Origin of the sequence: Nostocoides sp., from assembly GCF_037045025.1 — a bacterium.
GTDB lineage: Bacteria > Actinomycetota > Actinomycetes > Actinomycetales > Dermatophilaceae > Nostocoides_A.
Window position 1 is genome coordinate 18,527 of sequence record NZ_JBAOHM010000008.1, and the last position, 25,909, is coordinate 44,435.

The window sequence follows — 25,909 nt, forward strand, 5'->3', positions numbered from 1 at the left end:
TGGCGCAGGTCCCTACAGGTGATACTCATCTAGAGGCGTCGAGGTGAGGTGTGATACCTGCGACAGGCAGCATTCTCGGGTTCCGGCAACTCCGAGCCACGCCCCGCGGGCTCCGATCGTTCCCCGCGTGGCCGCTATTCGCGGTTGGCAGCAGAGGGGATCAGGTCAGGGCCAGGTTTGGGCGTGCCCCTCGAAGTCGGCGCCCGTTTGCACAGGGACGGCGCAGAACAGCAGCCCACCGGGATCGGCGAGGATGACGTAGCCCTCCCGGCGCTCGACCACCCGGGCTCCAAGGGCCAGCACCCGCGCCACCTCGGCGGCCACGTCGTCGGTCTCGATGTCGAGGTGGATCCGCGCCGGCGTGCCGGCTCCGGTGCGCTGCAACTCCACCAGCACGCCCCCCGGAAGCGAGTCGAGAGACTCGTACGGCTCCGCACCCGGCGAGGCATCCGCAGCGGAGCGTGGCGAGCCGGTCACCCCGGCCCAAAAGGCCGCGCCGGCGGCATAGGTCTCCTCCGGGTGATCGATCAGGACGACGCCAATCCGACTGCGGTGCATACAACCACGTTAACGGCGGTCCACCCTCGAGGGCACAGTCCTGACACAGCCGATTGCTCCCGACCCGACAGCCAAGACCGGTCAACTCGTCCGTATGCCGATCCACCCCGCCGCGCTCGAGCGGCGTCACGTCCTGCGCCTGGCCGGGCTCGCCACCCTCGCCTCGGCGACCGCCGCGTGCAGCGAACCGGACTCCTCTAGCACGAGCAGCTCGCCGCCCGCGGCGTCAATCGGACGAAACCTGTTGGCCAACTATCAGGTTCACGAGCTCGACATCGCGATGACCGCCGAGCAGTTCGGTGCTGCGCTCGCGGCATACGAGACGAGCGGCGCCAAGGAGTGGGTCGAGTGCGCGGTGCGGGCCGACGGGACGGCATACGAGCGCTGTGGAGTGCGGTTGAAGGGAAACTCGACGCTGTGGCGGGTCAACGACACCGCGGGTGCCACGGCTGCGGACTATCCGTGGCTGGTGCGCTTTGACAAGTACGTCGACGGCCAGGCGCATGGCGGGATCACCGAGGTATCGGTGCGTGCCAACAACACCGCATCCGCCCTCAACGAGGCACTCAGCCTCGACCTGCTCGCGCGCACCGGACTGGCCGCGCAGGGCTGGGCCTACGCCCAGGTCACGGTCGCCGGCGCTGCCCCTTCGCTGCGACTCCTCGTCGAAAACCCTTCGGACGCATGGATGCTCGCCAACTTCGGCACCCAGGGGATGCTCTACAAGGCCCAGGCCACGGCGAACTACGACTACCTCGGTGACGACCCGGCGAGGTATGCCGACCGCTTCGAGCAGGAGGCCGGTGAAGATGACCTCGCCCCGCTGATCGCGTTCTTGCAGTGGGTAAATCAAAGTAGCGTTGACGAATTTAGTTCTGGCTTAACGAAACATCTCGACGCTGACGCCTTCGCGACCTACCTAGCGTTCGAGGGCCTGATCGACAACTATGACGCGATCGACGGGCCGGGCAACAACTCCTACCTTTTCCACGACCCGGCCAAGGCCCGGATGACGGTCGTCGCGTGGGACCACAATCTCACCTTCGGCGTCACCAATCGCCCTGGGGGACAAGGCGGCCGAGGCCCCATGGGTCAGCCCGGCGGCGGAGCGGGTGGCGGGGCACCGGGCCGCCGTGGCAACCAAACCGGCAATGTCCTCTCCCGCCGGTTCGAAACCACGCCCGACTACGCGTTCCAAATCACCTCGGAGAGCGCACGATTGCGCTCCGAACTGATCGCCGGTGGGTATGCCGCGGGCCGGCTCGACGCCCTTGTCACCCTGATCGCCAGCTCCGGACAGATCGATGCCGCGACGCTCGCCCGGGAGAAGGCGAGCATCGCGGCATACCTCACGGCGTGAACCGGTCAGTCCCGGTATCGGATCTCGACTCGCCGGTTGAGCGCCCGGCCCTCGGGCTTCTCGTTGGACTCGACCGGATCGCTCATACCGAATCCCTTGACCTCCAACCGCAGATCGGCGCGCTCGGCGCTGATCACATTGGCCACGGTCTTGGCCCGGCTCTCGGATAGCTTCTGGTTGTAGGCCTGCTCGCCGATGTTGTCGGTGTGGCCGTGCACCTGAACGGTGGCGCCATCGGGGATGTCGGCGATCAGCTCGCGGATCTTGTCCTCGGCACGATCGGAGATCGTGTCCTTGTCGAAGGCGAAGAGGACGTCGGAGGCCAGCGAGATCACGGTCTGTGGCCCCTCGGTGCTCTTGGTGTCCACCTTGGTGACATTCCGATCGAGTTCGGTGACCGAGCGATCCAGCTTGGTGATGCTCGCCGGCCAGGCCGACTTGGGCAAGGATGCCAGGGCCTCGTCACGGTCGTTGGCCGCCGCTGCCGTCGGCGCGGCAAGCGTCAGCGCCGCGACGAGCCCGCAGAGCGTGGACCTCACTGGATCGTCACCTCCGCCGGAGGAGCCCCCTCGACCAGGATCGCCGTCATCGAGGTGACCCCGGCCGGTGGGGCGGCGAAGGCGGCATACGTATAGAACGTGTCGCCGGGGCCGAACTTGGAGCCCTGCGAGTCGGTCTTGGCCCACTTCAGGTCGGCCTCGAGGACGTCGTGCCGGGCCAGGTTGACCGGGTCGATCAGGTGGGGTGACCAACTGTGGTCGCCGAGATAGTCATAGAGCCAGGCGTCCTTCTCCGGGTCGGCGGTCGACTCGAGGGTGAAGGAGTAGGTGCCGACCAGCGTCTCGCCCTCGCGGGTCAGGCTGTGGAGGACAACCTTCATCGTCGCCTTGGGGTCGCCCTCGACGCTCGCGGGGATCTCGGCGGTGGCGATCGGCTCCCCAAGCGTGGTCAGGTCGATGCCGGCGGCAGCGGCCGAGTCGGCCGCAGCGTCGTCCTGCGGCGACTGCTCACCGGCGGACGCGGCGGACGAGCCGGAGGCGGCGGCGCTTTGTTGGGTCGCGCTGCTCTCGAAGGTGGCCTCGGGAGCCTTGCTGCACCCGGTGAGCGCGAGGCCGGCGCCGAGGGTGAGCGCGGCGAACCGGCGGCCATGCGTGCTGTTCATCGCTGTTCTCCTTGCGGTCTGCGTGATCGTGCGATTATCAGGTACGTCGGCGCGGATGGCGTCTGCGGTTGCATCGATCGCGAACTTTTTTCCTCACGACCCGCTCACGACCCGGTGACCGTGAACTCGTGACTCGCCTGCAACTGCCGACCCTCATCGTCGACCGCCCGCACCGTGACCCGGGAGGATCCGGCGCCGCTCGGCTTCAGCGAGACGCTGGCGGTGTCGGCGATATGCCGGCCGGTCGGCAGGATCCACACCCACGAGTCCACGCCCTGGTGGACCAGCGTGAAGGTCGCCGTCGCGCCGACCCCCACCTGCTGCGGGCCTTGGATCGCCAGCCGCGCGCTCGCGCTGGAGGCGGTCGGCGTCGACCGCAGCCCGTGCAGCAGCCAGCCGCCGCCGAGGCCGAGCAGGAGCGCGGCGATCGCCGCTACGAGGATCGCCAGCTGCCGGCGGGTCGGCCGTCGCGCCTGGGCGCCATCCGGCGCTGATTCCGTATGCCGCTCGCGCGCCCCGGCCGCGCTGGTCCCGGTCCCGCTCGCCTCGGGCGGGCTCGCCTCGGACGGGCTCTCCCGCGGCGCCGGCGCGAGGGCCGCCTCCACCTCGGCGAGCCACGCAGTGACGTCGGGATGGCGCTGGTCGGGCGCGGCCGACTGCCCGCGGTCCACGACCGTCCAGAACGCTGCGGGAAGGTCGCCTCCCTCGGCCAGCCAGCGGATCAACGCCGAGAGCGACCACAAGTCGGCGCGCGTGTCGATCACCGCCGGCCCGGCATCCATCTCGGGGGGCCGGAAACCGGCGGTGCCGCCGGCCACGGTCAGCCCGGAGTTCAGCGCCAGGTCCTTGCACATCCCCAGGTCGGCGAGGAGCAGCCGCTCGTCGGCCCGGATGACCGAGCCGTGCACGGCCTCGGCATCGGGGGTCGTGGTGAGCAGGACATTGGGCGGGCTGAGATCCCGGTGGACGAGTTGGGCCGTGTGCATCGCCTCCAGCGCGCGGGCCAGCTGCCGCGACACATCGAGCACATCCTCGGGCCCGGCCGTCCAGCCCTGGTCCCGCAGCTCGGCGACCCGCTGCGCCAGCGTGCCGCGATCGGCCAGGTCGAGCACGAGATACGGCTGTTGCCGCTCGCTCTCGCCGATGTCGTGGACGGTGACGACGTGCGGGCTCGCGATCCGCCGCAGTGCCCGCCCCTCGGCGATAAATCGCTCCCGGACTTCGGGATTGAGGCTATGGTTCTCGGCGAGGATCTTGACGACGATGGTGTCGTCCAGACGTTCGTCGACCGCCCGGTGCACGGTGGCGAAGGAGCCGACGCCGATGACCTCCTCCAGCCGATAGCGCCCCACCCGTGTCTCGTTGACGCTCATTCGCGGCCGGCCTCCCCTGGCCCGTCCCAGGCCGCATCGCCAAGACCGTCGTCACCGCGCAGGTCGGCGGCCACCAGGGCCCGCCCGCGGGAGATCTGCGCCTTGATCGTCCCTTCGGCGCGACCGAGGCGCTCGGCGATCTCGGCGTAGCTCAGGCCGTCGAGATCGCGCAGCGTCACCGGCTCGCGATAGCGCTCGGGTAGCCGCGCCAGCGCGGCCTGCACGGTCGCCCGGGTCGCCAGCAACGAACTCATCCGCTGGCCGAGCATGACATCGTCCTCGGGCAGCGGCACGCTCGCCCGCTGCCGGCGCAGGTGGTCGATGACCCGGTTGCGCACGATGGTGTGCACCCAGGTCGTCACCTTGGCATCCCCACGGAAGGAGCCGATCGATCCGGCAACTGAGATGAGCACGTCCTGGCACACGTCGTCAACCGCCGCCTCGTCGAGCAGCGAGCTGCGGACCAAACGCCGGACGATGCCGGACCCGTCGAGTTGTTCGATGAGCAGCTCGGTCGCCAGCGCCGACCCGCTGGCCGCGTCCGTGGCGAGCAGGCGCAGCACGTCGTCAGCGCCCTCCGGGCATGCGTCCCGGACGAGATCGCGCGAGCGCACCGGATCGTCCGCGGCCACGGCCGCGGCGAGTTCGTCCAGTCCGTCCGGCATGGAGAAGACGTTAGGGCCTGATGCGAGAACGACGAAACAACGCGGTCCTCGGGCGCGCGACGCCGACCTGCAACAGGTGCGGTATAGCTCACCCAGTGCAGGTCACCCCCCACCCGACACGCGAGACCGACCTGCAACAGGTGCGGCATAGCTCACCCAGTGCAGGTCACCCCCGCGGCAGCGGGTAACCCGGAACGAATCGGCCCCCCCAAACGTCGCACCGGAATGACCCGCCGGTTTGCGCCTGCTGCCTTGCTCCTCGCTGTGCTCGCCGGCTGCGGCACGGCCACCACGTCACCCAGCTCGAGCGGCGCCTCGAGGACTCCGTCGCCGAGCGCAACATCCTCCGCTTCGCCTTCGACGCGGTCCTCCTCGCCCTCGACGGCAGCAAGCGCGAGCGTCTCTCCCGGCGGTGAGCTCTTCGGGATGTTCACCGTCTTGGAGAAGGGCGACAGCGGACCGATGGCCTGCTCGGCGGTCGCCACCTCGCTTCCCCCTCAGTGCAGTGGCCCCAAGATCGTCGGCTGGGACTGGGCAACGGCACCGGGCAAGAACGACGCGGCCTCCGGGGTGCGGTGGAACGACGGGGTCGCGCTCATCGGCCGCTGGGACGGCACGAAGCTCACCCTCACCCAGCCGCCGATCACACCGGAAGACTTCCGCGCCGAACACTCCTTGCCCCTTGACCCCGGATCCACATCCACCCCCTGCCCCGAGCCGGCTGGCGGGTGGGTCGTCGTCGACCGGGCGAGGACCACCCAGGCCACGATGGACAAGACCATCGCCGCGGCCCAGGCCCTGGCGAGCTTCGGTGGCCTCTGGCTGGACCAGTCGATCAACCCCGCGCCGAGCGATCCCGATGCCGACCCGGCCGAGATCGAGGCCGAGATGAACAACCCCGAGAAGCTGATTCTCAACGTCCGCGTCACCGCCGATGCGCCGGGGGTGGAACGCGTGCTTCGCCAGACGTGGGGCGGCATGCTGTGCGTGTCGTCCGGCGGGCGCAGCGAGGCGGACCTCCTGCAGATCCAGCAGGAGATCCACGCCGGCAACGACGCCGTCACCGGCAGCGGCGTCGACTCCCAAAAGGGGCAGGTTCAGGTCGAGGTCTTCTTCGACGACGGCCGTCTGCAACGCGAACTGGACGAGAAGTACGGCCCCGGCATCGTCCTCGTCCAGTCGCACCTGATGCCCTTCCCTCCCTGATCCCTCTCCCCGTCTTCCAGTCGGCCTGCTTCGATAGACCGTATGCCGACAAGCACCTACCGCAAGCACCTCCCCGCCGGTCCGGCCGGCTATGCGGAATGGGAGGCGGCCGGCCTGCGCTGGCTCGCCGCGGCCGACAGCGGCTGCGTTCCCGACGTGATCGACGTGGGGGCCGACCACCTGACGATGACGCACCTCAGCCGGATCCCGGCCACGGCCGAGGCGGCCGAGGAGTTCGGCCGCCGACTGGCGGCGATCCACGACAGCGGGGCGGCGGCATACGGGAGCCCGCCGGAGGGCTGGGAGGGAGACGGCTTCCTCGGCCCGGCCGACGAGCCCCTCCCCCTGCGGCTGCGCCCGACTCAGCGCTGGGGCGAATTCTGGGCCGACCAGCGCATCCTTGCCGTCGTCGACCTCGGGCTGACGCGCGGCGCGTGGGGCCGCGGCGATGTCGGCCCGTTCCGCGCGGTGGCCGAGCGGGCCCGGGCCGGCGACTTCGACGACGACGACCGGCCGGCGCGCATCCACGGCGATTTGTGGTCGGGCAACCTACTGTTCACGCCCGAGGGCGCCAAGATGATCGACCCAGCCGCGCACGGCGGCCACCGCGAGAGCGACCTGGCGATGCTCGCGCTGTTCGGCGCGCCGCACCTGGAGCGGATCGTCGCGGCATACGAGGAGATCCATCCGCTCGCCCCCGGGTGGCGCGAGCGGGTCGCGCTGCACCAGTTGCATCCGCTGCTGTTGCACGCCGTGCTCTTCGGTGGCGGGTATGCCGCCCAGGCCGTCGCCGCCGCCCGCACCTATGTCTGACGCCTCGCTCGCCCGCCGAAAGTGAGCCGTGCGTTACACCCCATTGCGCGGCGTCGCCCCACTGGGCACACTATCCTGGCAAGAGCGCTAAGCAAGCGCTTAGTCAGTCATACCTAAGGGGCTACCGCTATGGGCCATTACAAGGCCAATCTGCGCGACATCGAGTTCAACCTATTCGAGGTCTTCAACCGCCAGGAGCTGCTCGGCCACGGAGCCTACGAGGACTTCGAGGAAGACACCGCCCGCGAGCTGCTCAAGCACGTGCGCGAACTCGCCGAGGGCGAGCTGGCCGAATCCTTCACCGACGGTGACCGCAACCCGCCGGTCTATGACCCCAAGACCCAGCTGATCACCATGCCGGAGTCGTTCAAGAAGTCCTACCAGGCCTACCAGGACTCCGGCTTTTGGCATGTGACCATCCAGCACGAGCTCGGCGGCACCCCGTGCCCGCCGTCGCTGAAGTGGGCGATCAACGAGATGATCCTCGGCGCCAACCCGGCGATCGCGATGTTCGGCGCGTCCTACGGCTTCGCCGAGTTGCTCTACACCCTCGGCACCGAGGACCAAAAGAAGCTGGCCAAGTGGATCGTCGAGAAGGGCTGGCACTGCACGATGGTGCTGACCGAGCCCGAGGCCGGCTCCGATGTCGGTGCCGGGCGCACCAAGGCGGTCCAGAACGAGGACGGCACCTGGAGCCTCACCGGCGTCAAGCGGTTCATCACCAGCGCCGAATCCGACATGACCGACAACGTCGTTCACTTCGTCCTCGCCCGCCCCGAGGGCGCCTCCGAGGGCACCAAGGGCCTCTCGCTGTTCATCCTCTCCAAGTTCGACGTCGACCTTGAGACCGGTGAACTCGGCGAGCGCAACGGCGTCCTGGTCACCAACGTCGAGAAGAAGATGGGCCTGAAGGTCTCCACGACCTGCGAGCTGACCTTCGGCGACGGTATGCCGGCCACCGGCACCCTGCTCGGCGACGTCCACGACGGCATCGCCCAGATGTTCCACGTGATCGAGAACGCCCGGATGCTGGTGGGCACCAAGGCGATCGCGACCCTCTCGACCGGCTATCTCAACGCGCTCGACTATGCCAAGCACCGCGTCCAGGGCGCCGACCTGACCCGCATGACCGACAAGTCGGCGCCGCGGGTGACGATCACCCACCACCCCGACGTCCGCCGCTCGCTCATGCTGCAGAAGGCGTATGCCGAGGGCTTGCGCGCGCTCGTGCTGTTCACCGCCTGCCAGCAGGACGTCGCCGACCAGCACTACCTCGAAACCGGGAACGAGAAGATCGAGGGCAGCGGCGCCGACCTGGCCGCCCGCACCAACGACCTGCTGCTGCCGATCGTCAAGGGCCTGGGCTCGGAGCGGGCCTGGGTGCTCCTCGGGACCGAGTCGCTGCAGACCCTCGGCGGGTCCGGCTACCTGGCCGACTACCCGATCGAGCAATACGTCCGCGACGCCAAGATCGACACCCTGTATGAGGGCACGACCGCGATCCAGGGCCTGGACTTCTTCTTCCGCAAGATCATCCGCGACAAGGCCCAGGCCCTGACCGCGCTGTCGATGCAGATCCAGGAGTTCGCCAAGGACACCGGCGCCCAGAACGGCAAGCTCGACAAGGATCGCGAGCTGCTCGCCAAGGGCGTCGAGGACGTCCAGGGCATCCTCGGTGCGATGGTGCCGGCGCTGATGGCCTCCGACCCGCGGATGGGTGGCGACCTGACCAACCTCTACAAGGTCGGCCAGAACACCTCTCGCCTGCTGCTCGCCGCCGGTGACCTGATCGTCGGCTGGCTGCTGCTTCGCCAGGCAGCCGTCGCCCAGGACAAGCTCGACGCCGGGGTCAGCGGCTCGGACGTCGACTTCTACACCGGCAAGGTCGCCGCCGCGCAGTTCTATGCCCGCACCGTCCTGCCGAAGCTGACCGCCGAGCGCACGATCGCCGAGGGCATCGACAACATGCTGATGGAAGTCCCCGAGTCGGCCTTCTGACGGCGGGCCGAGCGGGTCGCGCCATCCGCCCGCCCGTGCACCTTCTGCTAGCACGAGTTAGTCGACCTCTCCATAGGTTGCTGCCTATGGAGAGGTCGACTAACTGCTGCTAGCAGAACTTCCTCGCGCGCGTCAGACCGGCGCGTCCTGCGGGGCAAGGGGCTCGTCCTGGGGAGGAGCGGGCGCGTCTTGTGGGGGCGCATCGATCGGGACGAGCACGACCTTGCCGCTGGCGCTGTGGACCCGGACCCGGACGCTGTCCTGCCCTGGCGCCGGCTCGCCGACGTGCGGCAGATGCGACTCCACTCGGCCGAAGGCGGAGACGATCTCGGTCCACACCGGCGTGCCCGCGGCGATGCCCAGCCGGACCCCGCCCGACGCGGTCTTGGCGTCGACCCGGCCCCGCCGGACCAGTTCGACGGTCAGCAGGCCGGAGGCCGTGCCATAGCGAACATCCCCGGCGAGCTGGCCGACCGTCAGGTCACCCGATCCGGTCTTGACTGCCACGGCACCGGCCGCGTCATCGAGCCGGACGTCGCCCGACCCGGTCGAGATGGTCGCGTCGGCGGACAGCCGGCCCACGCTGATGTCGCCGGAGCCGCTTTTGGCGCGCACCTGCTCGACCTCGTCGCACCGGATGGTCCCGGAGCCGGACGACAGCGCGGCCGTGCCGACCCGATCGATCCGGATGCTGCCCGAGCCCGTCTTCGCAGATACCTCACCGAGTCGGCATCCGGGGGTCTGGAGATCAACGTCGGCCGCCCCGGCGCCAATGTCGAGGTCGCTTTCGGCGGGCAGTCGGATGTGGATCTCGTGCCTTCCGGTGTCCTGCCACTCCCGGGGCGGACGCACAACGATGGTGCGGCCGCTCTGCGCGACGTCGAAGACCTCGCTGCGGCGACCGGTGATGGTCACGATCGTGTCGTCCCTAGCCTCGGCGACGACGGTCAGGGATCCCGCGTGCAGACCGGCGGACAACTCGACCGGCTCCGGGGTCGCAAACGTCCATTCCATGGCGCGGCCCCTCACACCCAGCCCGACATCCGGCCGCGACCGGAGCTGCCGTGCGGGAAGTCCTTGTCGAAAAACGGGATGTGGGAGAAGTCGAGATCGATGTCGACGCCGCCCGGACCGGTCGCCTGGCGCAGGGTGTTGACGATCCAGCTGTTCAGCGATTGGCTGGAGCGACCGGCTCGAGCCTCGGCCTTCTCCTTGACGCCCTCCGGCAGCCGGACGGTGATCCGGGCCAGGTCGCCCTCGTCCTGGACCTCGCCGTGCGGTGGCGTGCTCGGCGGCGCTGCAGGAGGGGGGAACGGAGCCCCGGGGGAAGCCGGCGGCGGCGGCACGACCGCGGACCGGAACGCAGCTGCCGCAGCTGGCCTGGCGACCGGGATCATCCGCGGCTGGCCCGCGAACGGCGCCTGTTCGACGACGAAGTCGATCTCACGCCCGTTCAGGCGGGCCGAGACGCTGTCCGATGGCAGGGCGCTGGTGATTTCGGCTGCCGCGTCGGCGAGGACCTCGAAAAGGGTCAGCCGGACGCTGGCGTCCAGGACTCGGCTCAGGCGCTCACCGGCGTCCTGGACCTCGACGGGGGCCCCGGAGAGGGCGGCGAGTAGTTCGGCGCGGAGGCGCTCGGCATATGGAGAAAGATCCATGACACCATTATGGTGTCATGGAGACGTCACGTCAAGTCATATCGACGTCATTATGACGTCAGTACTGGCCGGGCCCCTGGCCGCGGTCGACGTGCGTCTCGTCCACCGTCGTGCCGGTGTTGGGGTCGGTCGTCGTGACCCGGCGTGCGTTGTATTCGCCGGTGCGCCGCCCACCGGCCTGAACCAGGAAGGACAGCACGATGGCCAGCGCGCCGGCGCCCATGCAGATATAGCCGACCATGGTCAGGTCCACAGCGCTGATCGAGTCCCTCACCGCGAAGGAGAGGATCGCGCCAACGACGAGGAGGAAGATGCCGACACCGATGTACATGCGAAACTCCTTGCAGCTGAACTCGCGCCGGCTGAACGAGCCGACGCCCCGACGATAGCCAGCCGATCCCCGCGAGGGGCGCTAACGCGCCGTGGACCTTGACGAGTCGGGCGTCAAAGCCGCCGGTCGGCCCAGACGGGGAACTGCTCCCGGTATGCCGCGACCTCGCCGAGGTCCACCTCCACCGAGACCACCTGCTGATCCGCGCCCGCCTCGGCGAGCACCTCCCCGCGCGGGGAGACCACCTGCGAGGCGCCGCCCATCTGCACCCCGGCGTGCGTGCCCGCGGTGTTGCACGCGATCACAACACACTGGTTCTCGACGGCCCGCGCGCGGCCGAGCAGCGACCAGTGCGCCACCCGCGGCATCGGCCACGCTGCCGGGATCAAGTAGACCTCGGCGCCGGCATCGAGCTGGCGGCGATAGAGCTCGGGGAAGCGCAGGTCATAGCACGTCGACAACGCCGCGCGGGCCCCGCCGGGCAGGTCGAGCAGCACGTCGTCCGTGCCGGCCTCCAGCAGCGACGGCTCACCCTCGGCGAAGCCGAACCGGTGAATCTTGCGATAGACCCCGACGACCTGCCCCGACGCCGCAACGACAACCGCCGTGTTGGCCAGCGACTTGCCGTCCGGCCCGGGCTCGGGAAGCGCCTCGATGATCGAGCCGGCATGGACCATCGCGCCGATGTCCATGGCCGCCGATGCGATGGCGGCCACGGTCGGCCCGTCCACCGGCTCGGCGGCGGCTTCCCACCCCCGATAACCGAAGCCGGTCGGCGCCCACAACTCCGGCAGGATCACCAGGTCGTGCCCGGCCTGCTCGCGGACCAGGGCCGCGGCACGCTCGCGGCGCTCGTCGAGCGGCTCGCCATCGGCATACCCGAGCTGGATGAGGGCGACCTTCACCGGCTGGCTCCTTCGCGCCGGTCGTGGGCGGCGATGTCGGCGAGCCGGGCGTTGTATGCCGCGAGTTCGGCATCGTGGTCGCGGTCGGCTTGGCGATCCAGGCGCTCGGTCTCACGCCGGTCGGCGCGCACCCACTGCCAGGTGACCATCAGCGCCAGCACGAGCGTCGGGGCCTCGCCGACGCCCCAGGCGATCGCGCCGCCGATGTGTTGGTCGCCGAGCGGGTCGGTCATCCACGGCAGCCCGAGCTGGCCGAAGAAGTCCGGGGCGAGCAGGTTGTTGCTGCTGGTGATGATCACCCCGAGGAAGGCGTGGAAGGAGATCGTCGCAAAGAGGACGACGAGCAGGATCAACGGCGGCCAGCGCTTCGGCCCGGGGTCGGTGCCGACCAGCACCCAGGTGAACAGATAGCCCGAGAGCAGGAAGTGGACGGTCATCAGGATGTGACCAGTGTGGGTGGCCAGCGCGTAGTAGAACAGCGGCGTGAAATAGAAGGTCGCCAGGGAGAAGAAGAAGATCACCGCGGCGACGACCGGATTGGCGACCACGTGCAGATAGCGCGAGTGCACGAGCGCGAGGATCAGCTCCCGCGGCCCGCGGGTCTTGTCGTGGCGGGCCGGCAGGGCACGCAGCGCGAGCGTGATCGGCGCGGCGGGCACGAGCAGCAGCGGCACCAGCATCGCCACCGTCATGTGCATGATCATGTGCCAGGAGAACAGGACTCGCCCATAGACCCCGGGCGCCCCGCACATGGAATAGACAAACACGAGCCAGCCCGCGACCCAGCAGATCAGCTGCCACGCCGGCCACCGGTCACCGCGCTGGTGCAGCCGGTGCATCCAGTTGGCATAGACCCCGATCGCGACGGCGGCCACGGCGATCCACAGCCAATCGGCGTGCCAGGTGACCAGCCACGCGTGGTCCGGCGGCGCCCCGGGGTCGCCGTATCCGGTCAGCGCATAGACGGTCGTCGGGTCGGCCGGAATGGACTCGATCGCCGGCGCGGGCGTGCGGGCCAGCGCAACCGCCGTGCCGATCGCCACGCCCATGAGCAGCAGTTCACCGAGGGCCAGCCGGGCAAAGGCCGACCCGCTGCCGGGGTCGGCATCGAGGGTCCGCAGCGCCAGGGTGCGGTTCCGGTATCCCGCGAACCCGAGCAGCACGAACGCGCCCACCTTGACCAGCAGCATCGCCCCGTATGCCGTGGCCAAGTCACCGATCGCGGTGAGGTTGAACCAGGCGGCGAGGATGCCGCTGAGGCCGAGCGCGGCATACGACCAGGCGGCGGCCCGGGAGAAGCGGCGCGCGGCGACGGGCAAGTGCGGGCCGAGCCCGCGGCGCAGGATCACCAGCGCGAGCAGCCCGCCGACCCAGGTGGTGACCGCGAGCAGGTGGATCGCCAGCGCGTTGATCGAACTCATGTGATCGCGGCTGACCGCCGAGTGGCCGGCGAGCGCCGTGGGCAGCAGCGCGAACAATGCGCCGAACCAACACCACGCGAGCGCGGTCGTGGTGTGGGTCTGCACGCACGTCGCGAGCATGACCGCGACGACAACGGCACTGATGATGTCCATCCGGGACGGCTGCAACTCCCAGGCCAGACCGAAGAATTGCGACCAGAACTGCGGCTGGCTCGGCCGGAAGCCGGAGGCGCTGGCGAAGTAGGCGACCTGGTTGGCGAGCAGGCCGGCCAGCCAGAGGCCGGCGAAGCCCGCGGCATACCGGGCCGCGGCGGCGCGGCGATGGGTGCGCGTGGTCTCCGGGGCGAGGAAGGCGCCGAGCAACAGGAAACCGACCGTGCCGCAGGCGCCGATCATGGTGCCGACGCCGGCGAGCGGGCCGAGCCAGCGCATCACCACGCCCGGATCACCGACCGTGTAGGCGGCCACCACCTTGCCGAGGATCGCGAACACCGCGACGGCCACGACGGCCGGGATGGCCAAGGAGAGGACTGCCCGGCGCGGTGGGCCCGCCGGGGCAAAGGGCGTCATACCGGACAGCCTAAGGAGGTGGGCTCCCGTTGGCGCCAGGCAGGTCGAGACCGTGACCGAAATCGTAGAGCGGGTCGGCGAAGCCGGGCACGTCCTCGGGGTGTTCGCGCACCTGCGCCATCGAGCGGGGCAGGGCGACCGGGAGCCGGCCGGCGGGCGGGATGCGGCCGGTGATCGCGGCCAGCCAGGCGGCGTCGCAGGCGCCATAGCTCACGGTCAGGGCCGCACACACCTCGACCAGCGGGGTCAGGACCGCCGCCCGGTCGAGCGTGACGTCGATGACGAGCGGGCAGTGCCGCGCGATCCGGCGCAGGAGCACCGGCAGGCCGGGCGGGAAGTCGAGGCTGCCCTGGTGGAAGTCGGCCTCCAGGAAGAGATCGCTGCGCGGCTCGTATGGTGCATCCAGCCGCACCAGCGCGACGTCCGCGTCCTCGGGGCGCGGCACCCGGGTGCCGACGACCGCGACCGCGTCGTCCGCGAGGCCTTCGGCATAGATGCGCGCCCCCGGCCGCAGCGGCAGCGGGCCGCCGGGCGCCGCGGTGAGCACCGTGACCGAGCGCGCCTGGGCGGCATGCCCGGCCTCCCGGAAGTCCGCGCAGCCGACGGTCTGCGCCGCGGCCTCCTCATCGACGAACGGGTCGTCGAACAGGCCGAGGCGGAATTTGATCTCGAGCAGGCGCCGGGCCGAGGCGTCGATCCGGTCGACCGGGACGCGCCCCGCCGCCACGAGGTCCAGGAGCAGCTCGACGCACTCCTCGCCGCCGAACTGGTCGGCGCCGGCGTCGAGGATGCGCAGCATCCGCTCCGTCGGGTCGAGGTCCTCCACGCCCCAGGCGCGGGCCGGGAGCACCTGATCGCCGACGTGGTTGTCGTTGACCAGCTCCCAGTCGCTGATCACCACACCGGCATAGCCGAGCCGCTCGCGCAGCAGCTCGGTGACGACCTCGCGGCTGAAGCCGAACCCGACCGGCGGGAGGTCGATCCCCCGCAGCGACAGGCCGATCGGCACACCGTAGTAGGGCATCATCGCGGCGACACCGGCGGCGATGAGCGGCTCGAAGGGTCGCAGGTGGTCCTCCCCGCGGCCGCCCGGATAGACCTGCTCGCGGCCGTAGGGGAAGTGCGCGTCCTCACCGCCTTGCTGCGGCCCACCGCCGGGGAAGTGTTTGGCCGTGCACGCCACCGAGCCGGGGCCGAGGCGCTCCCCTTGGAAGCCGGCGACATAGGCCGCGCCGAGAGCGGCGGTCAGCTCCGGGTCCTGGCCGAAGGTGCCGACCAGGCGCGCCCACCGCGGCTCGGTGCCGAGGTCGATCACCGGGTGCAGCGCGGCCCGGATGCCCACCGCGACATACTCGCGCCGGGCGATGTCGGCGAATGCGCGCATCAGGTCCGGGTCGCGCAGCGCGGCCAGGCCGAGCGGCTCCGGCCACTGCGAGAACGGGCCCGCCGTGAACGAGGCCCCGGAGTTCTCGATGAACCCGTGACGCGGGTCGGTCGAGATCGTCACCGGTATGCCGTGCGGCGCCTGCGCCGCCACCTCCTGGAGCGCATTGCTCCAGCGGGCAGCTGCATCAGCGCCTCGAGCTGGCTTTCAGGCGAATTGGCGCCGTTAAGCGTGGTCAGCCCGTTGTAGGTGCCCGCCAGCGCGGTGGCATCGGCGGTCAGGCCCAGTTCCTGCTCATAGACCCATTCCCCCGTCGCACCGAAGGGCGAGATGGGCTTGTCGACAAAGCTGGAGACGCCGAATTCCGCGTTCGCCTGCACCGCCTGGATCGCCGCCACCAACTGCGGCACAAGGCCCCGCACGGTGGCGATGTCGTCGGCGAAGCTGCCGGTCAGATCCTGCAGGAACTGCACGTCCAGCGGGCCCGAGGTGGTGCCGCCGGGCGTGATGTGGACGATCTCGTGTTCGATCTCGCATTCGGTTTCGCCCGACAGGTCGATGTAGTCGTTCGAGGCGCTGTCCGATCCGTCCAGCGTGTCGTCGCCCAGGAAATCCTCGATCTCGACCGCGGCGCCGTGGACGTGGTAGAGATCGTCGCCTTCGCCACCCGACAGGGTGTCGTGGCCCGAGGTGGCCTCGATCACGTCATCGCCCGCGCCGGCCAGGATGTGGTCGTTGCCCGCGCCGCCGTCCAGCGTATCGCCGCCGCCGCTGCCCTCAAGCGTGTTGTCGCCGGTGCCGCCGGTCAGGCTGTGCACGGTGCCGCCCAGGCGGATGATCTCGACATCGCCGTTCACCACGATGCCCGCGCGGGTCACGATGGCCACGTCGATGCCGCCGTCGGCGCCCTCGATGATCAGGTCTCCGGCGTTGTCGATCAGGTAGATATCGTTGCCGGCCCCGCCCTCCATCGTGTCGGCGCCGGCGCCGCCGTCCAGCGTGTCGTCGCCCGCAAGGCCCAGCAGGTGGTCGGCGCCGGTGCTGCCGTTCAGCAGGTTGTCGGCCGCATTGCCCGTGCCGGTCAGCCGGCCGCGGGTCAGGGTCAGCGTCTCGACCCCGTCGGCAAGGGTGTGGCTGACCGACGAGATCACGCTGTCGTTGCCGCCACCTGCGGTTTCGACCACCGTGTCGCGCAGGTTGTCGACGCGGTAGATGTCGTCGCCGTCGCCGCCGATCAGGGTATCGGCCCCGGCGGCGCCGTTCAGCGTGTCGGCCAGGGCCGTGCCGGTGATCCGGTTGCCAAGGGCGTTGCCGGTGCCGGAATGCGCGGCCCCGATCAGCACCAGATCCTCGACGTTCAGCGCCAGGGTCCAGTCCAGCGCGGCGGTGACGGTGTCTCGCCCGCCGCCGGTCAGTTCGACGGTCTGGTCGCCCAGGCTATCGACGACATAGCTGTCGTTGCCCCGTCCGCCCTGCAGCAGGTCGTTCCCGACGCCGCCGTCCAGCGTGTCCTGGCCCGTGCTGCCGATCAGGGTGTTGTCGATGTCGCTGCCGGTGCCGCGATGGCCGGGGGCGGTCATCACCAGCGTCTCGACCCAGCCGCGCAGGGTGAAGTCTGCGCTGGCATAAACGGTGTCGTTGCCCTCGCCCGCGTTCTCGAACACCTGGTCCAGGGCGTTGTCGACATAGTAGGCATCGTCGCCGCCCAGCCCGCGCAGCGAATCCATGCCCGCGCCGCCGTCCAGCACGTTGTTGCCCGCAGTGCCGGTGATCGCGTTCAAGCCGCCGTTGCCGGTGCCCCGCAGCGCCGTGCCTTCCAGGATCAGGTTCTCGAGGTTCAGGCCCAGCGTGTAGTCGATGGTCGAACGCACCGTATCGGTGCCGCCGCCCGTGGCTTCGACCACCACGTCGCCCGCCGAGTTGACCGAATAGGCGTCATTGCCCTGGCCGCCGGTCATGGTGTCGTTGCCCGCGCCGCCGACCAGCCAGTTGGCGACCACGTTGCCGGTGATCTGGTTATCCAACTCGTTGCCAAAGCCGTTCTCGGCCAGGCCGGTCAGGATCAGGTTCTCGACATTGGCGCCAAGGCTGGCGTTCAGCGCGGTGCGCAGCGTGTCGATACCTTCGCCCGCCGCCTCGACGACCACGTCGCCGATGGTGTCGACAACATAGGTATCATCGCCCGTCCCGCCGATCAGGCTGTCGACCCCAAGGCCGCCCTCGATCGTGTCGTTGCCCGCGCCGGTTTCGATCGTGTCGTTGCCGCCCAGACCCAGGACGGAATCGTTGCCCGCCCCGATGGCATGCAGCGGCCCGCCGTAGCCTTCGCCCAGCAGGTCGGCCCCGGAGGTGCCGTAGACGTTGGCGTCGGGGCCCCAGGTCGCGGGGGTGTAGAGGATGCGCAGGCTTTCGCCGGTGCCGGGCGACAGGATCGCCAGGTCGGCGGTGCCGTCGCCGTTCTGGTCGCCCGCGACCGCGATGGCGCTGCCGGTCAGACTGCCGGCGCTGCCGACGATCTTGGCGCCGCCGATGCCCTGCGCCACTTCGGCCAGGTTGATCGGACGGTAAAGCTGATCGCCCCAGACCACATAGACGGCCCCGGCATCGGTGCCGCCTTCGGCATCGTGCGGGGTGCCGATCACCAGGTCCTCGATGCCGTCGCGGTTCAGGTCGACGTTGCCCAGAACGGTCATCCCGGCCAGGTTGGTGCCGGTGATGCGCAGCCCTCCGGTTCCGGCGGCGACATCGGCCAGGTTCACGTCCGTGTGCCCCGCCTGTCCGTAGACAAGGTAGGCCGCATTGCCGCTGGTGGTGCCAATCAGGATGTCTTCCAGCCCGTCGCCGTTCAGATCCGAGGCGCGCGAGACCGAGGCGCCCGCGCCCTCGCCGGCCTGGCCGAGGATGCGGTAACCGCTGGTCAGGCTGCCCAGGTTCACGGTGGCGCCGGTGGCCTGGCCGTCGACCACCCAGACCGCCCCCGCGCCGCCGCCGGCGGTGGCGCTGCCGATCAGGATTTCATCCCTGCCGTCGCCGCCCTGGTCGGACAACGTGCCGATCACGCGGCCGATGGCGTCGCCCGCTTCGGCCCCCAGGATGCGAAAGCCGCCGACCCCGGCGGCGACGCTGTTCAGCGACAGCGGCGTCTCGACGGTGCGGCCCCAGGTGACATAGACCGCCCCGGCATCGCCGCCGCCCGCGTCCTGGCCCGGCGCGCCGATGATCACCTCGGCCCGGCCGTCGCCGTTCATGTCATCGACCGAGACCATGGCATAGCCCGCCATGTCGCCCGCGACCTGGCCCTTGATCGCATAGCCCTTGCCGTCTCCCGCGAAGGGATCGGCCAGGTCGATGCCGTTGCCCGCGCCCACCGCCTGGCCCCAGAGGACAAAGCCAGCCCCGGCATCGGCGGCGGCGCCGACGGCCATGCCGGGCGCGCCGACAAGGATCTCGGCCAGCCCGTCGCCGTTCAGGTCGGACACGCTGCCCACGGCAAAGCCCGCCATGTCGCCGGCCCGCACGCCGTCAATGACCACGACATCCGGTGTCCCGTGCGACATGTCCTGCGAGGAACCCGCCACCGCATGGCCCAGGGTGATGAACACCCGCCCGGCGTCGACAGCCTTGTCATCGCTGCCCGGAGTGCCGACGACCAGGTCTGCGAACCCGTCGCCGTTCAGGTCGCCGGCGGCCGCGACCGACCCGGCCCCTGCGATGCCCAGCGGCGTTGCCAGAAGATCGCCGGGCTGTGGCGACAGAAGGGTGAAGCCGCCGCCCGAAGCAATCGCACTGGCGAGGTTGACCTTGGTGTTCGGGATGGGCATGGCGGATCCTTGGGTTGGTGATCCGCCGCACCACAACTGGTTCCGATCCGGGAACAATCAACCAAATGTGCATTTCCGACTGCCTAGGTATCCGGTTTATGGGCGTGTTCCGCGGGGTTATGGCAGCCGACCGCCGTCAGCGCCTGCTTACGCCGACATTACCGGGCCGCCGGGGTGATGCAGCGCAGCCAATGGATTGGACCGCGATGAACAGGGTCAGCACCCCGCCGCTATACTGGAAGGCAAGTCCCCGATAATGACCTTCGGTTTCATCGAAGCGGAACGAGCCATCGAGGCGCCGTCGGTTCGAGCCCAATGGCGAGGGCCTGCTTCCCGATCCGCCGGATGTGCCGCGTCCTCGGCGTCGGCCAGAGCGGCTTCTTCGCCCGGGCCAGGACCGTGCGGCCTGTCGCCGCCGGCAGCAGGACTTGGTCTGTCCGGCGCATATCAGGACGACCTTCACCCTGTCGAACGGCACCTGCGGCAGCCCTCGGATGCATCGCGATCTCGTCGATGAAGGGCCATGAGATATCGGGCGCCATCGCACGGCGCGGCTGATGCGCGAGACCCCGTTGATCGCGCGGCAGAAGCGGCGCTTCAAGCGCATGACGGACAGCGAACATGCCTGGCCCGTCGCCCCGAACCTGGTGGCGCAGGACTTCACGGCGGATGGCCCGGACAGGAAGTGGGGGGCGGACATCTCCTACATCTGGACGCCAGGGGGCTGGCTCTCCCTCGCTGTCGTCTTGAACCTCTTCTCGCGCCGCGCCGCGCCGGGGCTGGTTCACCATTCCGACCGCGGATCGCAATACTGCCCGGTCGGCGATCAGGCGCTGCTCCGCAGACGCGGCACCCTGATCTCCCTCTCGGCGCTTGCAGGCAATCGCCTGCCGGCAAAGGATGAGCGGGCGCGGGAACTGCTGCGACACCTCGATGGTCTTGCGTCGGGAAAACAGTCCACTGGACTGTTTTCTGATCCTCCTCACCTTCTTCAGGACCATCAAGTCGGACCTGGTCTGGCCGGTCGCATGGCAATCACGACCCCAGGCCGAAAACGCCGCCGCCAGATACATCGACGGGTTCCATAACCCCGTCAGGAGGCATTCATCGACCGGCTTCCAAAGCCCCATCGCCTTCACGCGAAAGGCCAGGGAAGTGAGCCAAACGCTCTCCGCAATAGACGGGCAAGTCCAACCGACGAATGAGCGCGGGTTCGGCTACTCAAGGAACCTCGCCCCAAATCCAGACTGTCCCGAATGCGACGGTCGCGGTGTTTCCGAGGTCGTGTTCAAGGACACGCGTCTATTGACCTAGGCAGAACGAGCCGTGTTCGCCGGGCTTGAGCAGATCCAGACAGGCCTGCGCTACCGTTTCGAGGATCGCGCCAAGGCCCTGGAGAGCCTCGCCCAACACCTGCAATTCTACCAAGTACGGGACCGGCAAGTCGATCGCGACCTGGCTGGACGCAATGGCCGCCGCAGGTCGTATCCAGGGCATGCCGCTGCGCAGGGATCAAGGCGACGCGTGCTAGGGCATTCTATCGTTAGGGTTGCCTCCGATTTTCACGGTGTACGCGCAATCTTGGACAGCTTGGCTCTCCACCGCCTTGTCGTTGCCTTCAGCCATTACTCTCAGCCCGGTTTCCCAGCTCCACGAGGGCGCGAAACCCTGGCCGGTGCCAAGGAGTGGCGTACAGGCCTCCAAGGCGTACCGTTTGCAGGCCGCCGCCCAGCGCCAACCCCTTCGGACGGCTTGCAAACCCGCGCGCAACCAAGGCAATCTGCCATCAGGGGTTGCGGCTGTGGCGGGGGGTCTTGGGGTGAAGGCGTTCGAACTGGACCGGCGGGTCATCGACAGCTACGCGGCGTTCTCGCGGTCCTTCTCGACCATCCGCGCGCCCGACATCCAGGCAGCGGTCGATGCCGAATACGCAGCCGGGCGGTTCTGGCCCGATGCGCTTCTGTCGCTGAACCCGGCCTATGAACAGGGGCCCACCGCCGATGACCTGGCCGCTCAGGGCGTCATCCTGCCTGAAACCGCCCGCGTCTTTGCCCGCGACGGCCAGCCGATCCGCTTTCACCGCCACCAGGAACAGGCGATCAAGATCGCGCGCGACGGCAAAAGCCTGGCCGTCACCACCGGCACCGGGTCGGGCAAGTCGCTGTGCTTCTTCGTGCCCATCGTCGATGCCTGCATCCGCGCGCGCCTTGCGGGCCAGGGTGCACGCACGCGGGCGATCATCGTCTATCCGATGAACGCGCTGGCCAACAGCCAGCTTGAGGAACTCGAGAAGTTCCTGCAGGCTGACCCGGCAACCGACGGCACCGTCACCGTTCGCGCGCTACACCGGCCAGGAGAGCGACGACGAGCGCCAGGCGCATCGCCGCAACGCCGCCCGACATCCTGCTGACCAACTTCATGATGCTGGAACTGCTGCATGACCCGGCAGGACGAGCATCGACCAGGCCGTCATCGCGCAACTGCCAAGGGCCTGCGACTTCCTGGTGCTGGACGAGCTGCACACCTACCGCGGCCGCCAGGGCGCCGACGTGGCGATGCTGGTGCGCCGCGTGCGCGAGCGCCTTCGGCCGACAACGCTGCATCTGCATCGGCACCTCTGCCACCATGGCGAACGAGGGCGATGCGGCCTGCAGCCAGTGCCACCGTCGCCGCCGTCGCCTCGCGTACTCTTCGGCACGAACGATCGGACCCGATGCCGTGATCGGCGAAACCCTGCGCGCGCGCCACCGACGACCGGCTGGGCCTGTCCGACGGTGCAACCCCTTCTGGCACAGGCGATCCGCACGCCCCTGCCCGATGCCCTGCCGGATGCCGCGCTGCACAGCGCACCCGCTGGCGATCTGGGCGGAAATGGCGCTTGGGCTGACAGGACGAAGGCGGATTCGTCCCGCCGCCGCCCGATGTCCTTCGGCGCGGCGGCCTATCTATTGGCGCAGGCCTCCGGCCTGCCGCTGGCCGAATGCTCTGCTGCATTGCAGACCTTCCTGACCGCGCGCCTCGCAGCCCGAGGATCAGCGCGGCGGCTCCGGGCGGAAACGCCTTCCTCGCCTTCAAGCTGCACCGCTTCATCTCGGGTTCGGGAGAGGTCTTCACCACCCTGCGCGACGCCGCCGCGCAACACCTACCTCGAAGGCCAGCGCTTTGACCCACAGGCTGAATGGGACCGATTGTATCCGACCCGCTTCTGCCGTGACTGCGGGCAGGAGTCTCCACCCCGTCACCCTGACCGACGCCGAAGGCCAGCGCACCTTCCTGCCCCGCCCCATCGACGAACGTAACCGCGCGACGATGCCAACAGCACCGACGAGGCGGGCTACCTCGACCCCACGGGCCGTGCCCGGAGATTCCGACTATCAGTATGACGGCTCGGTGGGCAGCCTGCCCGAAGACTGGATCGAGGACCGTTCCTCCGGCCCTGCCGTGCGCACCAACCGCCGCCCAAAGGTGCCGGTGGCCGTGCATGTGGCCGCCGACGGCCGCCCCGACCCGTCCGGCCGCGCCTTCTGGTTCCTCAAGGGGCGCCTCGCCTTCTGCCCCGCCTGCAACGACCAGCCTTCCTCCGCCTGCGCGCGAACGCTCCAAGCTGGCCGGGCTGTCGGCCGAAGGCCGGTCATCGGCCACCACCACCATCGCAACCGCCCTGCTTGAGGGGCTGAACGCCCCCGACCAGACCATCCCCCCCGAAAAGCGCAAGATTCTCGGCTTCACCGACAACCGCCAGGACGCCGCCCTTCAGGCCGGGCATTTCAACGATTTCATCTTCGTCAGCCTCGTGCGCGGCGCCATCCTGCGCGCCGTGACCGATGCCGGCCCGGATGGCCTTCACCCCGACGACTTCGGCCGCCGCACCGCCCGCGCGCTTGGGCTTTTCCGCCGCGAACACGGCCCGGCACCGCTACTGGATGGCCGACCCCGACCGCAAGGGCGCGGCCCGCACCGATGCCGAACGCGCAGCCCTGCGCGTGCTGGCCCACCGCGTCTGGACCGACCTGCGCCGCGGCTGGCGCTACACCAACCCCAGCCTGTCGGTCTCTGAACCTGGTCGCGGTCGACTATCCGGGCCTTTCGGACCTTTGCGCGAACGCCACCCTCTTCGACGACGTCCACCCCGCCCTTACCGCCCTGTCTGCCGCAGACCGCGAAACCATCTGCCGCATCCTCCTCGACACCCTCCTATGAAGGCCTCGCCATCGAGACCGAGGATCTCGAACGCCATCGACCTGGACCAGATCGCCCAGACCTCGCGCAGCCATCTGCGCGACCCCTGGGCCATCGACCGCGAGGAAACGCTGCGCAGCCGGTCGGCGCTGATCCTGGCCCCGCCCTCCAAGGCCGATACGCGCAAGCGCGACGAAGGCGCCATCCTGCGTGGCGGCGTGACCTCGCGTCTGGGCCGCGCCCTGAACAAGGCTCGCTGGTGGGGCGGGGCCAAGCTGAATCCGACGATTACCTGCTGGCGCCTAGCCCCTGCCTGCTGATCGCTTCTGGCTGACGAGGCGGGCCTCGTGACACAGGTCGAGCCGACCACCCAGGACCTGCGCCGGCTGGCGCCTGCTGCCCGGCGCCCTGCGCCTGCATGCCCGGCCCTGCGCTGGACGGCGCGGGCCCGCGCGGCAACCCCTATTTCCACGCGCTTTACAGCCGCCATCGCCGATGCCCTTGCCGCCGGAACCGACCGCTTCCTTGGCTTCGAGGGGCGGGAGCATACCGCCCAGGTCACCCAGCAACTGCGCCTCTGGCGCGAGGCGCGGTTCCGTCAGGACCCGGCCGACAAGGCGCTACCTCGCCGATCCGGCGAACCTGGCCGACCTCAAGGGCGACAGCGAAAGCGCGTCCTTCCTGCCTGCGCTCTTCTGCTCTCCGACCATGGAACTGGGCGTCGACATCTCGGCGCTGAACGCGGTCTACCTGCGCAACGTGCCGCCCACGCCCGCCAACTATGCCCAACGTGCCGGCCGTGCCGGCCGGTCCGGCCAGGCGGCTGTGATCGTCACCTATTGCGCCGCGCAAAGCCCGCATGACCAGTACTTCTTCCGCGACCGCGACGCGATGGTGTCAGGCGTGGTCCGCGCCCCGGCGCTGGACCTGACCAACGAACAGCTTCTGACCTCGCACCTGCAGGCCGCTTGGCTGGCGGCTTCGGGCCTCGCGCTGTCGCCCGACATCCCGAACATCCTGGACCTGTCGAGGCCCGACGCCCCCCTGCGCGACGACATCCGCGCCGCGACCACCACCCCGGGACTTTCAGCCCGTGCCCTGCCTACCATGCGCCGGGTCCTGCAACAGGTCCTGGACAGCGAAGGCGGCACCTTGCCCCCCTGGATGCCCGACCCCGACGCCTATGCAGCCCAGGTCGCCGAAGGCGCCGCCACCGCCTTCGACCGCGCCTTCGACCGCTGGCGCGGCCTTTACCTGACCGCACAAGCCCAGCTCGAAACAGGCCTCCGACCGCGGACAGCAGACCGGGCTGTCCGGCAAAGAGCGTGACCTGAACAAGGCCGCCTATGGGCAGGCCAATGAACAACTGAAGCCCCCTGGAACAGGGCCGCCAGTCGAACGGGTCCGAATTTTTACTCCTACCGCTACCTCGCCACCGAGGGCTTCCTGCCCGGCTACAACTTCCCGCGCCTGCCGCTCTATGCCTGTGCATCCCGGCGCGAAGGCAAGGTCGGCGCCTTCCTGCAACGCGCCGCGCTTCCTCGCCATCTCCGAGTTCGGCCCCCGCAGCCTGATCTACCACGAGGGCCGCGCCTACCGGGTCGTACAAGGCCAAGCTTCCGCCCGAGTCCGCGCCGGCGATGGCGACGGACTTGCGACCAAGGACACTGCTGCATCTGCCCGAACTGCGGTGCCTGTCCACGACGACGTGACGTCGAGCGTTGCCATGCCTGCGACGCCCCCATGGCCGGGGCAGAATCAGGTGCAGAACGCACGCTGCGCATCGACAACGTCGAAACCGTCGCCCGCCGAACGCATCACCGCCAATGACGAAGAACGCGTGCGCCAGGGCTTCGACATCCAGACCGTGTTCTCCTGGCCGCGCCGCGACGGGCGGCGTGGATGTCTGGAACGGCCGCGCTGACCTCGAGGCGAAGACGTCCGATGCTGGCGCTGCAATACGGCCAGCGGCGCCGAAATCAGCCGCATGAACAAGGGACTGAAGCGGCGCAAGGACCAGATCGATCTTCGGATTCGGCATCGACCCGCGGTCCGGCCGCTGGGTCGGCATGCCCGGCGACGGGAGCTGAGGAGGACGTCCCCCGACCCGATGCTGCCACGCCGCTGTCCGCATCGTTCCCATCGTGCAGGACCGCAAGAACGCCCTCCACCTGCGGTTCACGCGACACCTGCAGCTTGCACGCCAGACACGATGGCGACGATCCAGCACGCCCTTCTGCGCGGCGATCGAGCGGGGCTATCCAGTTGGAAGAAGGCGAAGTGCTCGGCGAACCCCTGCCCGCCCGCGACAACCGCCGCGCGCTCCTCGTCTACGAAGCGACCGAGGGCGGCGCGGGTGTCCTCGCCCGCCTGGTCGCAGGACCGCGACGCGCTGCCTGCGCTGGCCCGGCGCCGCCCTTGGCGCTGATGCACCTGTCGAACGTGTCGATGCGGCGATTGCCGCCGGCGATCCCGCGCTGTTGACAGGACGACCCGCAGGCGCAA

23 protein-coding genes and 2 pseudogenes are annotated in these 25,909 nt (G+C 69.5%); 10 read left to right on the forward strand and 15 right to left on the reverse strand.

The window, feature by feature from the left end:
- Nucleotides 1–165: 165 nt before the first annotated feature.
- On the reverse strand, nt 166–558 hold the full coding sequence (locus V9G19_RS08590; RefSeq protein ID WP_462285073.1) for a VOC family protein: 393 nt from the start codon (nt 556–558) through the stop codon (nt 166–168).
- 94 nt (nt 559–652) lie between these two features.
- Here V9G19_RS08590 and V9G19_RS08595 point away from each other — a divergent pair, with 94 nt between their 5' ends.
- Nucleotides 653–1,918, forward strand: a complete 1,266-nt coding sequence (locus V9G19_RS08595; RefSeq protein WP_462285074.1) for a CotH kinase family protein — start codon at nt 653–655, stop codon at nt 1,916–1,918.
- A gap of 5 nt (nt 1,919–1,923) precedes the next feature.
- On the opposite strand, the gene V9G19_RS08600 is transcribed toward V9G19_RS08595, so the two are convergent.
- From V9G19_RS08600 to V9G19_RS08620, 5 genes are all read right to left on the reverse strand, one after another.
- Complete coding sequence (locus V9G19_RS08600) at nt 1,924–2,457, reverse strand: OmpA family protein (RefSeq protein ID WP_462285075.1); 534 nt, start codon at nt 2,455–2,457, stop codon at nt 1,924–1,926.
- Complete coding sequence (locus tag V9G19_RS08605; RefSeq protein ID WP_462285076.1) at nt 2,454–3,080, reverse strand: hypothetical protein; 627 nt, start codon at nt 3,078–3,080, stop codon at nt 2,454–2,456. Before V9G19_RS08605 ends, V9G19_RS08600 begins: the two co-directional genes overlap by 4 nt.
- Nucleotides 3,081–3,184: 104 nt before the next feature.
- On the reverse strand, nt 3,185–4,453 hold the full coding sequence (locus V9G19_RS08610) for a serine/threonine-protein kinase (protein ID WP_462285077.1): 1,269 nt from the start codon (nt 4,451–4,453) through the stop codon (nt 3,185–3,187).
- Nucleotides 4,450–5,118 carry an RNA polymerase sigma factor gene (locus V9G19_RS08615; protein WP_462285078.1) on the reverse strand — a complete coding sequence of 223 codons (669 nt, stop codon included), beginning with the start codon at nt 5,116–5,118 and terminating at the stop codon, nt 4,450–4,452. The genes V9G19_RS08610 and V9G19_RS08615 overlap by 4 nt, the downstream gene beginning before the upstream one ends.
- Nucleotides 5,119–5,270: 152 nt before the next feature.
- Complete coding sequence (locus V9G19_RS08620) at nt 5,271–5,603, reverse strand: hypothetical protein (RefSeq protein WP_462285079.1); 333 nt, start codon at nt 5,601–5,603, stop codon at nt 5,271–5,273.
- Here V9G19_RS08620 and V9G19_RS08625 point away from each other — a divergent pair.
- From V9G19_RS08625 to V9G19_RS08635, 3 genes are all read left to right on the forward strand, one after another.
- Nucleotides 5,581–6,324 (forward strand): hypothetical protein, encoded by a 744-nt coding sequence (locus V9G19_RS08625; RefSeq protein ID WP_462285080.1) that lies wholly within the window; start codon nt 5,581–5,583, stop codon nt 6,322–6,324. The genes V9G19_RS08620 and V9G19_RS08625 overlap by 23 nt on opposite strands.
- Before the next feature lie 42 nt (nt 6,325–6,366).
- On the forward strand, nt 6,367–7,137 hold the full coding sequence (locus V9G19_RS08630) for a fructosamine kinase family protein (RefSeq protein ID WP_462285081.1): 771 nt from the start codon (nt 6,367–6,369) through the stop codon (nt 7,135–7,137).
- Nucleotides 7,138–7,266: 129 nt separating this feature from the next.
- Nucleotides 7,267–9,135: an acyl-CoA dehydrogenase gene (locus V9G19_RS08635; protein WP_462285082.1), complete on the forward strand. Its 1,869-nt coding sequence runs from the start codon at nt 7,267–7,269 to the stop codon at nt 9,133–9,135.
- Nucleotides 9,136–9,267: 132 nt separating this feature from the next.
- On the opposite strand, the gene V9G19_RS08640 is transcribed toward V9G19_RS08635, so the two are convergent.
- The 7 genes and pseudogenes from V9G19_RS08640 to V9G19_RS08670 all read right to left on the reverse strand — a co-directional run bounded on the left by V9G19_RS08640 (nt 9,268) and on the right by V9G19_RS08670 (nt 19,225).
- Nucleotides 9,268–10,149: a DUF4097 family beta strand repeat-containing protein gene (locus tag V9G19_RS08640; RefSeq protein WP_462285083.1), complete on the reverse strand. Its 882-nt coding sequence runs from the start codon at nt 10,147–10,149 to the stop codon at nt 9,268–9,270.
- Between the two features lie 11 nt (nt 10,150–10,160).
- Nucleotides 10,161–10,793: a hypothetical protein gene (locus V9G19_RS08645; RefSeq protein ID WP_462285084.1), complete on the reverse strand. Its 633-nt coding sequence runs from the start codon at nt 10,791–10,793 to the stop codon at nt 10,161–10,163.
- A 58-nt stretch (nt 10,794–10,851) separates the two neighbouring features.
- Nucleotides 10,852–11,124, reverse strand: a complete 273-nt coding sequence (locus V9G19_RS08650) for a DUF6458 family protein (protein WP_462285085.1) — start codon at nt 11,122–11,124, stop codon at nt 10,852–10,854.
- A 113-nt stretch (nt 11,125–11,237) separates the two neighbouring features.
- Nucleotides 11,238–12,029, reverse strand: a complete 792-nt coding sequence (locus V9G19_RS08655) for a carbon-nitrogen family hydrolase (RefSeq protein ID WP_462285086.1) — start codon at nt 12,027–12,029, stop codon at nt 11,238–11,240.
- Nucleotides 12,026–14,020, reverse strand: a complete 1,995-nt coding sequence (locus V9G19_RS08660) for a cytochrome c oxidase assembly protein (RefSeq protein WP_462285087.1) — start codon at nt 14,018–14,020, stop codon at nt 12,026–12,028. The genes V9G19_RS08655 and V9G19_RS08660 overlap by 4 nt, the downstream gene beginning before the upstream one ends.
- A gap of 10 nt (nt 14,021–14,030) precedes the next feature.
- Nucleotides 14,031–15,596: pseudogene (locus V9G19_RS08665) on the reverse strand (glycoside hydrolase family 3 protein); the annotation flags it as partial.
- Nucleotides 15,524–19,225 carry a hypothetical protein gene (locus tag V9G19_RS08670; protein WP_462285088.1) on the reverse strand — a complete coding sequence of 1,234 codons (3,702 nt, stop codon included), beginning with the start codon at nt 19,223–19,225 and terminating at the stop codon, nt 15,524–15,526. The pseudogene V9G19_RS08665 and the gene V9G19_RS08670, both read right to left, overlap by 73 nt.
- A gap of 318 nt (nt 19,226–19,543) precedes the next feature.
- Here V9G19_RS08670 and V9G19_RS08675 point away from each other — a divergent pair.
- The 3 genes and pseudogenes from V9G19_RS08675 to V9G19_RS08685 form a co-directional block, all read left to right on the forward strand.
- Nucleotides 19,544–20,368, forward strand: a pseudogene (locus V9G19_RS08675) (IS3 family transposase); the annotation flags it as partial.
- Between the two features lie 676 nt (nt 20,369–21,044).
- Nucleotides 21,045–21,635 (forward strand): DEAD/DEAH box helicase, encoded by a 591-nt coding sequence (locus tag V9G19_RS08680; protein ID WP_462285089.1) that lies wholly within the window; start codon nt 21,045–21,047, stop codon nt 21,633–21,635.
- Between the two features lie 800 nt (nt 21,636–22,435).
- A complete protein-coding gene (locus V9G19_RS08685; protein WP_462285090.1) occupies nt 22,436–22,894 on the forward strand; it encodes a hypothetical protein in 459 nt (152 codons plus the stop codon).
- On the opposite strand, the gene V9G19_RS08690 is transcribed toward V9G19_RS08685, so the two are convergent.
- Nucleotides 22,857–23,129, reverse strand: a complete 273-nt coding sequence (locus V9G19_RS08690; RefSeq protein ID WP_462285091.1) for a hypothetical protein — start codon at nt 23,127–23,129, stop codon at nt 22,857–22,859. The genes V9G19_RS08685 and V9G19_RS08690 overlap by 38 nt on opposite strands.
- A 292-nt stretch (nt 23,130–23,421) precedes the next feature.
- Between V9G19_RS08690 and V9G19_RS08695 the strand changes: the two genes are divergently transcribed.
- The 3 genes from V9G19_RS08695 to V9G19_RS08705 all read left to right on the forward strand — a co-directional run bounded on the left by V9G19_RS08695 (nt 23,422) and on the right by V9G19_RS08705 (nt 25,328).
- Nucleotides 23,422–23,724, forward strand: a complete 303-nt coding sequence (locus tag V9G19_RS08695; RefSeq protein ID WP_462285092.1) for a hypothetical protein — start codon at nt 23,422–23,424, stop codon at nt 23,722–23,724.
- Between the two features lie 175 nt (nt 23,725–23,899).
- Nucleotides 23,900–24,733, forward strand: coding sequence for a helicase-related protein (locus tag V9G19_RS08700; RefSeq protein WP_462285093.1), 834 nt, complete (start codon nt 23,900–23,902; stop codon nt 24,731–24,733).
- 151 nt (nt 24,734–24,884) lie between these two features.
- Nucleotides 24,885–25,328 (forward strand): hypothetical protein, encoded by a 444-nt coding sequence (locus tag V9G19_RS08705; protein WP_462285094.1) that lies wholly within the window; start codon nt 24,885–24,887, stop codon nt 25,326–25,328.
- A gap of 254 nt (nt 25,329–25,582) precedes the next feature.
- Here V9G19_RS08705 and V9G19_RS08710 read toward each other — a convergent pair whose 3' ends face one another.
- Nucleotides 25,583–25,837, reverse strand: coding sequence for a hypothetical protein (locus V9G19_RS08710; RefSeq protein ID WP_462285095.1), 255 nt, complete (start codon nt 25,835–25,837; stop codon nt 25,583–25,585).
- Nucleotides 25,838–25,909 lie beyond the last annotated feature (72 nt).